Source organism: Acinetobacter sp. Li1LvA2 (assembly GCF_056156705.1).
Window position 1 is genome coordinate 206,398 of record NZ_JBSICF010000005.1, and the last position, 14,646, is coordinate 221,043.

Below are 14,646 nucleotides of genomic sequence, written 5' to 3' on the forward strand. Positions count from 1 at the left end.
CGGGACACAGATGCACAGCATGCTATGCCTTTTTTTAATGGAAGGCTAGTGGAAATTGTTGCCAAAAAATACATGTACGCAAGACGATACAAAAAAGTGATAATCTAATGCGAAGCCGTTCTTATTTTTAAATTGAAGAATTTATGTTGCATTATCAAATTGAGTTCGATGATTACAAACAACACCTTGTTCACGTGACAATTCGTTTTTTAGCCAATCCGAATCAGGAACTTTGGCTGCCAACGTGGATTCCGGGTAGTTATCTAATTCGAGAGTTCTCAAAACATATTGAAGCCGTTAAAGCTTATGATGAAGCTGGACGTCTGCTGGATATTAAAAAAACGAGCAAGAATCGTTGGCGTTTATTTAATACCGATCATGAGTTAATGACGATTGAATATGATGTTTATGCATATGATTTGTCTGTCCGTGGTGCATATGTCGATCAGACCCGTTTATATATTAATCCAGCATGTGTATGTTTAGCTTTAGAAGGACAAGAACAGTCTGCTTGTGAAGTCGAAGTTTTCTTGCCAGATGAGTTAAAACATTTTCAGCTAGCGACAGGTTTGGCTTCAAAAAGTCTAGTCAAAGGTCGCTTTACTTTAAAAGCTGATCATTATGATCAATTGATTGATAGCCCGTTTGAATTGGCTGATCAAACACGTTTTAGTTTTGAAACACATGATATTGAACATGAGTTTGTAATTTCTGGCCCACATAATGCCAATGTTGATCGCTTAAAAGCTGACATTGAAAAGATTTGTGCAGCCGAAATAAATATGTTCGGTTCAGCGCCATTTAAAAACTATACCTTTATGACGATGGCAACAGGGAACAGTTATGGTGGATTAGAACATTGTAATAGTACAAGTCTGATTACACCGCGTGACGATTTGCCAAAATCGAATGAACCAACGGAACCTTCTAAAGACTATCAACGCTTTTTAGGCTTATGTAGTCACGAATATTTTCATTCATGGTTAGTAAAGTTCATCCGTCCAGAAAACTTTGCAAACTATAATTTGCACCAAGAAGGCTATACCTCTTTACTTTGGATATTTGAAGGCTTTACTTCATATTATGATGACCTGATTTTATTACGTAGTGGCGTAATTTCTCAGAAGTCTTATCTTGATTTACTCAAAGCACAAATTGATCGCTATTTACAAAACCCAGGCCGTTTTGTTCAAACAGTTGCCGAATCAAGTTTTGATGCTTGGATTAAATTTTATCGTCAAGATGAAAACTCAAATAACGCGGGTACGAGTTACTACAATAAGGGTGCTTTAGTTGCGTTGTGCCTAGATTTAGGCTTACGTCTACGTGGTTCTAGTCTTGATGCTTTAATGCGTCGATTATATGAAAATACTCACAATGGTATGCAAGTAAACGAAAGAACCATTTTTGATTTATGTAAAGAACTGACGGGTGATAATTGGATTGAACAAATTAATCATTTGATTAACACGACTGATGAATTACCGCTTGATCAATTGTTTCCTGAATTTGGCTTAAGCTATAGAGTTAAAACTGACAAATCTTTGCCATTAGGTTTAAAACTTGTCGATAAGCCAGAAGGTGTGCTTGTGCAAAGTGCCCGCCGTGATAGTGCAGCAGCGAAAGCAGGTATTTCTGCTAATGATGTGATTATTGCAATTGATGGTTTAAAAGCATCCACTAAGCTTGTCGAGAAGTATGCAAAGCAGGGCGGAACTTATACTGTCTTTGCTTTCCGTCGTGATGAGTTAATCTCTTTTGAAGTCGATTGCGCTACATCTGAATTAACCGAAGTTGAACTCATCGTTGAAGATCAAGCTAAAACTGAAAAATGGTTAAAAGCTTAGATTAAAGCTAAATAGTTTATAAAAAACCGATGTTTTGCACATCGGTTTTTACTTTTAAGTACTTCCAGATGGCGAAATCCGTTTTGCCTTTGAGTTTATTTTGAATGAAAAGTATAATAATTGTCAGAACACTGAAAGATATCTCATGTAATTTAATGATGTTTAATGCCTGAAAAGTGATCTGAATGTGCGTATTACAATGACTTAGATATCAGAAAATTATCTATATATTTGAATTATGTATTATTTCGCTGCGAAATGTCGTTATCACTGGATATTTCGTTGACTGAAAGGCAATGAGAGCCGATACTCTCAGGGTTTTATTTAAGCATATCGGTTCGTAGGCACTGGGCCAAAAGCTCGGTCCTCAACACTCAATCAAACGGAAGGGGCTATATATGGCTGGTGAAAAGTCAACTATTATTTACACACTGACTGACGAGGCGCCACTATTGGCGACCTATTCGCTACTGCCGATCATTGAGACCTTTACTAAGCCAGCTGGCATCGAGATTATTAAAAGTGACATCTCTGTAGCTGCACGTGTGCTCGCAGAATTCGCTGATTACCTAAGTGAAGAGCAAAAGGTATCCGACAACCTTGCAGAGCTTGGTCGTCTTACACAAGATCCAGATACTAACATTATCAAACTCCCGAACATTAGTGCGTCTGTTGCGCAATTAACTGCATGTATCAAAGAGCTTCAATCAAAAGGTTATGCAATTCCTGATTATCCGGAAAATCCTGCAACCGAAGAAGAAAAATCAATCAAAGCTCGTTATGGTAAGTGCCTTGGTTCAGCAGTAAACCCTGTCCTTCGTGAAGGTAACTCTGACCGCCGTGCTCCAGCAGCAGTTAAAAACTATGCGAAAAAACACCCTCATTCAATGAGCGAGTGGAAACAGTGGTCACAAACTCACGTTTCACATATGGAAGAAGGTGACTTCTACCATGGTGAAAAATCAATGACACTTGATCGCGCACGTAATGTGAAAATGGAACTTATCACGACCAGTGGTAAGAGCATTGTTCTTAAGCCAAAAGTTGCGCTTCAAGAAGGCGAAATCATTGACTCAATGTTCATGAGCAAGAAAGCACTTTGTGATTTCTATGAAAAAGAACTTGATGATTGTAAAGAAGCGGGAATTTTATTCTCTCTACACGTAAAAGCGACAATGATGAAAGTTTCACATCCGATCGTTTTCGGTCACTGTGTGAAAATTTACTACAAAGAAGCTTTCGAAAAACACGGTAAGTTATTTGACGAATTAGGCATTAACGTTAATAACGGTATGGCTGGGTTATACGAGAAAATAGAAACTCTTCCTACTTCATTACGTGAAGAAATCATTGAAGATTTACATGCTTGTCAAGAACACCGTCCTGCACTTGCAATGGTTGACTCGGCAAAAGGCATCACAAACTTCCACTCACCAAACGACATCATCGTTGATGCTTCTATGCCAGCAATGATCCGTGCTGGTGGTAAAATGTGGGGTGCTGATGGTAAGCAATATGATGCTAAAGCTGTTATGCCAGAATCAACATTTGCCCGTATTTACCAAGAAATGATCAACTTCTGTAAGTGGCATGGTAACTTCGATCCGAAGACTATGGGTACTGTACCGAACGTTGGCTTGATGGCTCAAAAAGCTGAAGAATACGGTTCTCACGACAAGACTTTTGAAATTTCAGAAGCTGGTATTGCAAACATTACCGATCTTGACACTGGTGAAGTGTTATTGACTCAAAATGTTGAAGAAGGCGATATCTGGCGTATGTGTCAGGTTAAAGATGCTCCGATTCGTGACTGGGTAAAACTTGCAGTAACTCGTGCACGTAACTCAGGCATGCCTGCAATCTTCTGGCTTGACCCGTACCGTCCACACGAAAATGAATTGATCAAGAAAGTACAAACGTATTTAAAAGATCATGACACGACTGGCCTTGATATCCAGATTATGTCTCAGGTTCGTGCAATGCGTTACACACTTGAGCGTGTAGTACGTGGTCTAGATACTATTTCTGTGACTGGTAACATCTTACGTGACTACTTAACTGACTTGTTCCCAATTATGGAACTTGGTACTTCTGCGAAAATGTTATCTATCGTTCCGCTTATGGCGGGTGGTGGTATGTACGAGACTGGTGCGGGTGGTTCAGCGCCAAAACACGTACAACAGCTTGTTGAAGAAAACCACTTACGTTGGGATTCGCTTGGTGAGTTCCTTGCTCTAGCCGCTTCTTTAGAAGAAATGGGCATTAAAGAAAATAATGCTCGTGCTAAGTTACTTGCGAAGACTCTTGATGAAGCGACTGACAAGTTACTTGATAATGGTAAGTCTCCATCACGCCGTACAGGTGAGATTGACAACCGTGGTAGCCATTTCTACTTGTCACTTTACTGGGCAGAAGCACTTGCTGCACAGAACGAAGATGCTGAGTTAAAAGCTAAATTTGCTACACTTGCAAAAACTTTAGCTGAAGAAGAACCGAAGATTGTTGCTGAACTTGCTCAAGTACAAGGTAAACCAGCTGACATCGGTGGTTACTATGCAATTGATAAAGCAAAAGTAGATGCTGTAATGCGTCCAAGTGCTACATTTAATGCAGCTCTTGCAACTGTTGGTGCTTAATCACTAACTCGTTAGTGAATAGCTCAAAAGCCGGTGTATAAACACCGGCTTTTTATTTTAAAAATAAATGGCATTAAAAAAGCCCACCGAAGTGAGCTTTGAAAATTTAGATCTTAACGACTATTACGTCCACGACCACGTGGTGCTTTTGTATTTGGACGAGTTGTACCATTAGTCTTACGACGTGGTTTTTCACTTTCATCCATTTGCCAAATACGTTTTGTACCCGACTTTTTCGCAGAACCATCTTTGTTTTTACGAACCATCGGTTTGCCGCCAGTACCACCTGGTTTTTTCACATATGAACGTGAACGATAAGGCTCTTCCGCAGGAACATCTTTAAAGTCTGGGTAGAGTAGAGGTTCGATTTCTTTGGTGTCACCCGGTTGTAATCCTAATTGGACTAAATCAATTGAACCAATTTTAGTACGAATGAGACGTAAAGTCGGGAAACCTACCGCAGAAGTCATACGACGAACTTGACGGTTACGGCCTTCACAAATAGAGATTTCAATCCAAGACGTTGGAATGTTGGCACGGTAACGTACAGGAGGGTCACGGTCCCATAACCATTCAGGTTCACTTACCTTAATCGCTTTAGCTAGTAAAGTCATACCATCATTAAGCTCTACACCTTTACGCAGTTGCTCAAGCGCTTCTTCGGTTACATCGCCATCAACTTGAACTAAATACGTTTTGTATTTTTTATTCGCAGGGTTGGTAATGAACTGATTCAAACCACCATGATCGGTTAAAAAAACTAAACCCTCAGAGTCCATATCAAGACGGCCTGCTATGCGTAAAGTCGGGTCATCAACAAAGTCAGAGACCGTCATGTGCGCTTCGTCTTTACGAAACTGGGAGAGCACGTCATAAGGTTTGTTGAGAATGACGATTTTCATAAAAAATGGCTTCTTCTTTCAAATAACTAGAGAAAACATTGAGCTATATTTAAGTGTGAAATTTGCTTATTTCCCACATAAATCTCAAAAAGAATTAAATTCGATTAAGCTATTATGCGTTAATAAAAGTTGAAAGTATTGTTTATCGATAATTATTTTTAGTTAATTAAGTATTATAAAAGGGAGAATTTACACAATGGGTTATCAGAAGATCGTGGTTCCTGCTGACGGTGACAAAATTAAAGTAAATGCAGACCTGTCACTGAACGTACCAAACCATCCAATTATTCCTTTCATTGAAGGTGATGGCATTGGTGTGGATATTACACCAACCATGAAAGCAGTCGTAGATGCTGCTATTTTAAAAGCTTACCGTGGCAAGCGCTCAATCGAATGGATGGAAGTGTATTGCGGCGAAAAAGCCAATAAAATTTATGGCAACTACATGCCGGAAGAAACTTTCGAAGCTCTTCGTGAATTTGTTGTATCAATCAAAGGTCCATTAACCACACCAGTGGGTGGAGGCATTCGTTCACTCAACGTTGCCTTACGCCAAGAATTAGATCTATATGTTTGCGTACGTCCAGTACGTTGGTTTGAAGGCGTTCCTTCACCTGTTCAGCACCCAGAATTAACAGATATGGTGATTTTCCGTGAGAACTCGGAAGATATCTATGCAGGTATTGAATGGAAAGCCGATTCTGAAGAAGCTAAAAAAGTGATTAAGTTTCTTCAAGAAGAAATGGGTGTCACAAAAATCCGTTTCCCTGAAGGCTGTGGTATTGGAATTAAACCTGTATCGAAAGAAGGTTCACAGCGTTTAGTCCGTAAAGCGATTCAGTTTGCAATCGAAAATGACAAGCCTTCAGTGACCCTTGTTCACAAGGGTAATATCATGAAATACACCGAAGGGGCATTTAAAGAGTGGGGTTATGAATTGGCTCTAGATCGTTTCGGTGGAGAACTGATTGATGGTGGCCCATGGGTTAAAATTAAAAATCCTAGAACTGGTAAAGACATCATTATTAAAGATGTCATTGCAGACGCGTTTTTACAGCAGATCCTTATGCGTCCAGCCGATTACTCTGTTATTGCCACGCTAAATTTAAACGGGGACTATATTTCTGATGCTTTGGCAGCAGAAGTAGGCGGCATTGGTATTGCACCTGGTGCAAATATTGGTGGTGCAATTGCAGTTTATGAAGCAACTCATGGTACTGCACCTAAATATGCGGGTCAGGATAAAGTAAACCCGGGTTCTATTATTCTTTCCGCAGAAATGATGCTACGTGATATGGGCTGGACAGAAGCTGCAGACCTGATCATTAAAGGAATTGCTGGAGCGATTGCAGCTAAAACCGTAACTTATGATTTTGAGCGTTTAATGCCGGGTGCAACCTTGTTGCGTTGTTCTGAATTTGGTGATGCGATTATCAAACATATGGGAGAGTAGTCTTCTATTAAAAAGCCCTCAGTTGAGGGCTTTTTTTATTGCATAAATTCGGGATGCTTCGGAGTTTTAATAAAACCTGTTTTCTTTTGATAACTCTGGTCTAGGGCTTGAATAACAAGAACGAAAGCAACTAGAAATAAAGGAAAGAGCAGAGTTTTCACGATTTGGTTTCTCCGAGAGTTGAGGTGAAAGAAGGGCGTAATGGAAGTAAAAGGCAAATCGCAAGAAGCAGAACGATTCCACCCAAAAGAAACAGATGTGCATAAGACCAATGCAAATGATGCAACGTACTAATGACCACGCCACCTAAGAGTTGAGTGCTAGCAAACCCAATCGTGGCAAGGCTCCATAGCTTTTGATAACGTTGTTCATAAATCTGTAACAGACTATAAGAACTAATAAATACGGTTGCGGGAGTGAGTAAACCTGTCAGAAGCGAAGATAAGGCCAGTAAAGAAGTCATTTGTGAAAGGAAAGGTAAAACAACAGCTAGGCAGTAAATGGCATATAACCATTTAATAGTCTGTAGATATCCCATTATTCGGCTCAAGCAGTAAGCGACAAATGCACCAATACAGCTTCCTACTCCATAGAGAACCCAAAATAAATTCCTTTGCTGTAATGGAAAATGCAGAGTTCCAGATAAATAATCCATCCAAAATAAAGAATGTGGAATATAAGCAAAAGCACTGCACATATAGGCAATAATAATGACAAGGCCTAAACGTGAATGTTTTATGTTTTTAGAAAGTTGAGTGGTCACTTGTACTGGCTGATTATGTTGATGCCTCAACAATTGAAAAAGTGCCAAGCTACCTAAAATAGAAAGTCCTGCCAAAATCTCCCAGACATATTGGACAGGCATGTTTTTAAGTAACGGAATAATAATGGTGGCCAATAACACACCGACACCAATTCCGCTAAATCCTAAAAAATTAACTTTCAGTCTTTGATGAGTCGCAATATTTTTCATGGCAAAGCTTGGAGCCAAAATCATGAGTAGGCCGCCTGCAACACCCGAAATGGTGCGCCAGAAAATAAACCAAACTAAAGGCATTTGAGTGAAAGCACAGCAGAGTAGACTTAAACTACCTGTGACTGCCGACCCTACAATAATCGAAGCAATAGATTTTTCTTTAATGCTAAAGAGTGCCCATAACGCACCGAGAAGATAGCCCAATAAATTTGCGCTGCCTAAGAAACTGGCGAAATCATGAGTCCAGTGGTACTGCTCGATCATGATGGGCATAAGCGCAGTATAGGAAAATCTAAAAACACCAATTCCCAAACAAGTTGCCAAAAAGACAACTGAGCTCATTCGATAAAATGTAGACATGAGAAGACGCTCAATTTTTTTATTATTAAAAGCGAGTTTATCAATCATTAAAAATGATTTAATATGATATTAATTATCTTGTTTTGAGATAGTGGTATGTTGCTTAAGTCTCTAGAGTTTTTTTTAGCGGTTGCAGAGAGTGGAAGTTTTTCATTGGCTGCACAAAAAATGTATACGGTTCAATCGAATATCACGAGCCATATAAAAAAACTTGAAGAAGAGTTGGGGGTTATTCTATTCAATCGTAATAATCCTGTGACTTTAACGAATGCCGGACAACAGCTACATAGTTATGCTGTTCAAATGATTGCATTGCACGATAAAGCTAAGAAAATCTTTCAAGAAGGTGATATTGACCCGAATGAAACCATTCGCTTGGGTAGCATGGAAACAACCGCAGCAATACGTTTGCCACAGTTGTTCAATCAATCTATGCAGCAATATCCGACTTTACCTATTGAGCTTCAAACTCATCCAACAGGTTATTTATTAAATGCTGTGCATAGGGGGGAATTAGATTGCGCCTTTGTTGCCTCTAAACATGCGATTCCAGAGCTATATAGTTTTCCTGTGTGGCATGAAGAGCTGGTTTTGGTTTGTCCTAAGCAACAACAGAGTTTTCCAGATAAGACAACCCTTGCAAAGACTAGATTTATTGCATTTCGGCAAGGTTGTTCATATCGACATGCCATAGAGCTTTTCTTGAATGACTTTAGTATTCCCCCTTCGCAAATTATGGAAATGGGAAGCCTTGACGGAATCGTGAGTTGTGTAGAGTTGGGTGTTGGTTTTGCTTTATTACCGAAATCATATCTCACAAAAGTTGCAGATAAAGTTTCAGTCAATTGTTTTGGACTAAATACGGAATCCGCTTTTTTCACTACATATTTAGTTGCCCAGTTACCTGAAACATGGGGAACCAATTTAAAGCAGTTTATTTATTTTATTGAGCAACAATTTGAATTAAAGGTTGCTTAAGTAGAGGCTGATTTTTATACATAAATATCTCACTTAATTTATAAATTAAAAGTGATATATATGTATTTAAAAGTCATTTTATATTCTCACGCAAGTTTGTAATCATCTTGATGCTATAAAATTGTTGAAAAGGGTAGTTTATATAGGCCGGCTATGGTCAAATATGCCCCCTTGAAAGATGACACAAGCAATAATTTGGAGTTTGGGAATGAATATACCCTTAATCATCAATATTGTGGTTTTTGTCGGGTTAATATTTTTACTCGCCCAAACACGTAAAACAGACTGGAGCTTATCGAAAAAAGTTCTGGCTGGCTTAGTTCTAGGTGTAGTGTTTGGTTTAGGACTACATTTGATTTATGGCGGTGGCCATCCGATTCTTGCTGAATCTATTAGCTGGTTTAATATCGTTGGAAACGGCTATGTAAAACTTTTACAAATGGTCGTTATGCCTTTGGTATTTGTGTCTATTTTGGGAGCGGTTGCAAAATTACACCAAGCCTCATCTTTAGGCAAAATCAGTTTTTATACAATCGGTACTTTACTCTTTACAACACTGATTGCCGCACTGGTAGGGGTATTTGTTACAAACCTATTTGGCTTAACTGCAAAAGGTTTGGTGCAAGGTGCGGCTGAAACTGCGCGTTTAACTGCCATTAATACAGATTATGTAAGCAAAGTTACCGATTTAAGTGTACCGCAATTTATTCTTTCCTTCATTCCAACTAATCCATTTGCTGAATTGACGGGTGCAAACCCGACTTCGATTATTAGTGTAGTTATTTTTGCGGTCTTTTTAGGGATAGCAGCACTCAACCTAATGAAAGATGATGCTGAGAAAGGCCAGCGTATTTTAACTGCAATTCAGACTTTGCAGTCTTGGGTAATGAAGCTGGTTCGTCTAGTGATGACACTTACACCGTATGGTGTTTTTGCACTTATGACAAAAGTTGTAGCAAGTTCGAATGTCGCAGATATCTTAAACCTTGGTGGTTTCTTGGTGGCATCTTATTTAGGTCTAGCTATCATGTTTGTCGTGCATGCCATTATTTTGACCCTGACAGGTGTTTCTCCGTTTAAATTCTTCAAAAAAGTTGCTCCTGTTCTGACTTTCGCATTTACCAGCCGTTCAAGTGCTGCCAGTATTCCACTGAGCATTGAGACGCAAACTCGCCGTTTAGGTATTCCTGAATCTATTGCAAGTTTTTCTGCTTCTTTTGGTGCGACCATTGGTCAAAATGGTTGTGCGGGTTTATACCCAGCAATGCTCGCGGTGATGGTTGCGCCGACCATGGGAATTAACACGCTAGATCCAATGTGGATTGCATCATTAGTGGGTATTGTGACTTTAAGTTCAATTGGGGTTGCTGGGGTAGGTGGTGGTGCGACTTTTGCTGCACTGATTGTTCTTCCTGCTATGGGCTTACCTGTGACTTTAGTTGCACTTCTTATTTCAATTGAACCACTCATTGATATGGGACGTACTGCATTAAACGTAAATGGTTCAATGACTGCCGGCGTAGTTACGAGTCAATTGATGGGTCAGACTGATAAAGATATATTAAATAGTGAAGATGAAATTGAGTTAACTCAACATCATTAAGAATTAGTATTAAACGGCTCATTCACTTTAGATGAGCCGTTTTTTTATATGCTTAAATTGACGCTGTGATGTTAATTTTTAAAAAACTGTATCTGTTTTTCTTTTAAATAATTTTCGAAAATGGACCTATTACAAAAGAGAGCACTATCATGAAAATGTATCAAGTTGATGCTTTTACTAAAGAGTTATTTCGCGGCAATCCTGCGGCTGTGATTGTTGAAAAAGAATGGTTAGATGCAGATTTAATGCAAAAGATAGCATTTGAAAATAATTTATCTGAGACTGCTTTTGTAAAAATCATAGACGCTGAAAATTATGAAATTCGTTGGTTTACGCCAGCAGTTGAAGCCGATTTTTGTGGTCACGCCACTCTTGCTAGTGCTTTCGTATTATTTAAAAATTTTACTGATAAAAAGACCATTAATTTTCATGTTCGAAACTTAGGTCTTTTTATCGTTCATCAAGATGATGATGGCAAAATCAGAATGAATTTTCCGATTCGTAAAGCTCATCAAGTCGAAGATTACCCAGCTGTTTTACGTGAGGCATTAACCAAACCTTTTAAAGCGGTTTATCAAAATGTTCAAGCTTACATTGTTGAGTATGAATCAGTACAAGATGTGTTAGATGAGCAGCCTGACATGAGCTTGCTCAAAACCCTAGGTAAACGGACTGCGATTACAACGACAGGAATGGAGGTTGCAATAACCTCAAAAACAGACCAGCAATACGATTGTGTATCGCGCTATTTTGCACCTGTCGCGGGTATTAATGAGGACCCTGTTACAGGTTCAATTCATACCGCAATAGCGCCGTTATGGGCAGAAAAACTGGGCAAAAATAATATTACGGCTTATCAGGCTTCTAGCCGCGGTGGGGTTTTATATTGCAATATCCTGTCTGGAGAGCGTATTGAAATTTCAGGCTACGGAAAACTTTATATGCAAGCTGAAATTTTTCTTTAAAATATAAGGCCGTTTAAATAAACGGCTTTTTTTTCAAAACTTTACTATTAATGTCAGCTTAAATTTCCTACTATAGTCCCACAACTATTGATTTTTTATTATTCAAATTAATTGGTATTTATATGTTTATGCAGTTTAAACAACTGACTCTCTCCCTATGTATTCTTGGTTTAAGTGCTGCGTCTTTTGCACAAACTACACTAGTAAAAAGCAAGCAAAATATTGAGGAATATAAATTAGATAATGGTTTTCGGGTTGTACTTGCACCGAACGACAAAGAAAATAAAATCTTTATTAATACCATTTATTTAACTGGTTCATTAAATGACCCGCAAGGTAAAAGCGGTTTAGCTCATCTGCTTGAACACTTGGCTTTTAAAGGGACAAAAAATGTTAAAGGGGAAGAATTCCAGCGTCGTCTAGATCAATATACATTGATGACGAACGCCAGTACCGATTATTACTCGACCAAATATACCAATATCGTTCGTCCGGAAAAGACTGCGCTCAATGAAGTGTTATATCTTGAATCGGAACGTATGGATAAATTAGTTCTACAAGAAAAATTTGTTCCTTCTGAAATCGAAATCGTAAAACGCGAACGTGAAGTCCGTATGGATCAGCCTTTTGCTGTCCTGATGGATCAAATGTGGAAGTCAGCTTATGGTAACCAATATTTAGGTCGTTTACCGATTGGTGATTTACCTGAACTTAAATCTATTAAAATGCCTGAATTGAATCAGTTCTATCGTAGCTGGTATGCGCCTAATAATGCAGTCATGGTGATTTCAGGTAAGTTCGATAAGACAGATGTCTTAAAAACTATTGATCAATACTTTAGCCCAATCGCGGCGCGTGATGTTCCTAAGCCTGTACAGATTCCCGTGCTCGACTCTACAAAAATAAAAAATCGTCAGTTTGTGGTGAAAAAGGGGAGCGATCTCGCTAAATTCCATATCTATATGAATGGTAAAAATACCAAAATTCAGCCGACACTCGCTTTAGCGCCTTTATTATATACCATGCAGCCAAGTGGCCACCTATACCAGAACATGGTTGAAACAGGCATTACCACAAATGTTGATGCAAGTACGTGGTTAGACCAAGATTTTAATGTGGTGTTTCTGGGTGCCATTTATGCACCAAGTAATGACCCTAAAAAAGTTGAAAGCTCTCTGCTCGCTGGTATTGAGAAAGGAAAGCCTTTTACTGAAGTTGAATTAAATCGTGTTAAGAGTTTAATGAAAACCCAAGGCGATTTAATTACTAAAGATGCGGTAGCACTTGGGTCACGTTTAAGTGATTACACGGTCGCTGGTGGGCAATGGGATCAATATTTTAAAGATTTAGATTCAGTAGAAAACGTTAAGTTAGACCAAGTGAATCAAACTTTAAAACAGTTCCTTGTGGCTGAGCATCGTATTGACGGCGATATTTTGCCAACACCTGAAGATCAGAAAAAAGCTCAACAACAAAATGCAAAAGAAGCACCTAAGACTTTAGATCAGGTAGAAGCAAAGGCAGAGCCTTTAAAAGATCCAAAGGTGTATCAACAAGAAGTCGCGGAGTTTTTAAAAACTTCTAAGCAATATGTTGAAAGCAATGAGAAAAAGATTATCCGTGGAAAACTAAAAAATGGAATGAAGTACGCTTTATTCCCAGTTGAAACACGTGATGATCGTACTTATGCAACGATTACGATGGACTTCGGAACAGAAAAATCTTTATTTAATAAAGGTACGGTCGTTGATTTAACCTCATACTTATTGCTTCGTGGTTCTGATAAATACAGTTTGCAAGATATTGCTGATAAATCGATTGATGCGGGTGGCGCGGCTTATGCAAGTGCTGACGGCAATGGCATGACCATTAATATTCAATCTAAATCTGAAAAATTTGATGAGTTTTTCGAGTTTGTTCTTGATGTGATGAAAAATCCAAAATTTGAGCAATCTCAATTTGATTTAATTAAATCACAAAGTTTATCGAGCCTTGATCGTCCTTATACTGAACCAGATGTCGTGGCTGGCTTAACACTTTCACGTTTGCTTGAAGAATATCAACCGGGTGATTTGCGTTATCACTTTGAACCTGAACTGGCAAAACAGCAATTGAAAAATGCAACTCAAGAGCAAGTGAAAGAGTTGTATGAGCGTTTCTTTGCAATGAACCATGCTCAAATTGCCATTACGGGTAAATTTGATGCGAAAAAAATGCAGAAATTACTTAATCAGGAATTTGGTCGTTGGAATGGTAAACAGCCTTATCAGAAAATCTTGATTAATCATGTTGATTTTCCAGCTCAGCAAGTTCATGTTTTGTCTGAGCAGCGTGAATTTGGTAGCTATCAAAGTGTGCTTTCAATTCCAGTTGGGAAAAACCATCCAGATGCATCTGCATTAATTTTACTTAACTATATTTTAGGTGAGTCTCAAATTTCATCACGTTTGGCTCAAGAGCTTCGTGAGAAAAATGCGCTAGTCTATGGTTTTGGAAGTGGGCTGCAACTTGACCGTGATACGAATGTGGGGGCCTTAAGCATTAGTGCAAATTATACTTCGGGGCGCTCAGCGCAAGTGTCTGCATCAATACATAAAGTGTTGAATGACTTGTTGAAAAATGGGGTGACTGAGCAAGAGCTTGCAGCCGCTAAAGCAGATATCATGAAGAAACGAGTTACGGCATTAGAAGATGAACGTAATATTCATGGAATGTTAAATCTACAGCTTGAAACAGACAAAACATTGCAAGACCGAATTCGACATGATCAGAACTTGACTAAACTGACTGTTGCAGACGTAAATGCAGTAATTAAGAAGTATATTAAACCTGAACATTTAGTCGAAGTGATGGCTGATCAATATGGTCAGGCAGCAAAAAAATAAAGTCTTATCGCAAATAAAAAGCCACTCAATTGTGGCTTTTT

10 protein-coding genes are annotated in these 14,646 nt (G+C 38.7%); 7 read left to right on the plus strand and 3 right to left on the minus strand.

What is annotated here, in order from left to right; translation table 11 throughout:
- Nucleotides 1–143 precede the first annotated feature (143 nt).
- Together ACS604_RS12205 and ACS604_RS12210 are read left to right on the plus strand one after the other, a co-directional pair.
- Nucleotides 144–1,847: a M61 family metallopeptidase gene (locus ACS604_RS12205; RefSeq protein WP_474771872.1), complete on the plus strand. Its 1,704-nt coding sequence runs from the start codon at nt 144–146 to the stop codon at nt 1,845–1,847.
- 398 nt (nt 1,848–2,245) lie between these two features.
- A complete protein-coding gene (locus ACS604_RS12210; RefSeq protein ID WP_107882857.1) occupies nt 2,246–4,483 on the plus strand; it encodes an NADP-dependent isocitrate dehydrogenase in 2,238 nt (745 codons plus the stop codon).
- Nucleotides 4,484–4,596: 113 nt separating this feature from the next.
- Here ACS604_RS12210 and ACS604_RS12215 read toward each other — a convergent pair whose 3' ends face one another.
- A complete protein-coding gene (locus tag ACS604_RS12215) occupies nt 4,597–5,385 on the minus strand; it encodes an rRNA large subunit pseudouridine synthase E (RefSeq protein WP_474771873.1) in 789 nt (262 codons plus the stop codon).
- A gap of 196 nt (nt 5,386–5,581) precedes the next feature.
- On the opposite strand from ACS604_RS12215, the gene icd reads away from it, so the two are divergent.
- Nucleotides 5,582–6,838 (plus strand): NADP-dependent isocitrate dehydrogenase, encoded by a 1,257-nt coding sequence (gene icd, locus ACS604_RS12220; RefSeq protein WP_443273633.1) that lies wholly within the window; start codon nt 5,582–5,584, stop codon nt 6,836–6,838.
- 35 nt (nt 6,839–6,873) lie between these two features.
- On the opposite strand, the gene ACS604_RS12225 is transcribed toward icd, so the two are convergent.
- Nucleotides 6,874–6,999 carry a hypothetical protein gene (locus ACS604_RS12225; protein ID WP_013197121.1) on the minus strand — a complete coding sequence of 42 codons (126 nt, stop codon included), beginning with the start codon at nt 6,997–6,999 and terminating at the stop codon, nt 6,874–6,876.
- Entirely contained in the window at nt 6,996–8,222 is a 1,227-nt protein-coding gene (locus tag ACS604_RS12230) for a YbfB/YjiJ family MFS transporter (protein ID WP_474771874.1), read from the minus strand. The genes ACS604_RS12225 and ACS604_RS12230 overlap by 4 nt, the downstream gene beginning before the upstream one ends.
- Nucleotides 8,223–8,270: 48 nt before the next feature.
- Between ACS604_RS12230 and ACS604_RS12235 the strand changes: the two genes are divergently transcribed.
- The 4 genes from ACS604_RS12235 to ACS604_RS12250 all read left to right on the plus strand — a co-directional run bounded on the left by ACS604_RS12235 (nt 8,271) and on the right by ACS604_RS12250 (nt 14,605).
- A complete protein-coding gene (locus ACS604_RS12235) occupies nt 8,271–9,152 on the plus strand; it encodes a LysR family transcriptional regulator (protein ID WP_474771875.1) in 882 nt (293 codons plus the stop codon).
- A gap of 208 nt (nt 9,153–9,360) precedes the next feature.
- Nucleotides 9,361–10,755 (plus strand): L-cystine transporter, encoded by a 1,395-nt coding sequence (locus ACS604_RS12240; protein ID WP_474771876.1) that lies wholly within the window; start codon nt 9,361–9,363, stop codon nt 10,753–10,755.
- 149 nt (nt 10,756–10,904) lie between these two features.
- Nucleotides 10,905–11,720, plus strand: a complete 816-nt coding sequence (locus tag ACS604_RS12245) for a PhzF family phenazine biosynthesis protein (RefSeq protein WP_474771877.1) — start codon at nt 10,905–10,907, stop codon at nt 11,718–11,720.
- A gap of 122 nt (nt 11,721–11,842) precedes the next feature.
- Entirely contained in the window at nt 11,843–14,605 is a 2,763-nt protein-coding gene (locus tag ACS604_RS12250; RefSeq protein ID WP_174728463.1) for a M16 family metallopeptidase, read from the plus strand.
- Nucleotides 14,606–14,646 lie beyond the last annotated feature (41 nt).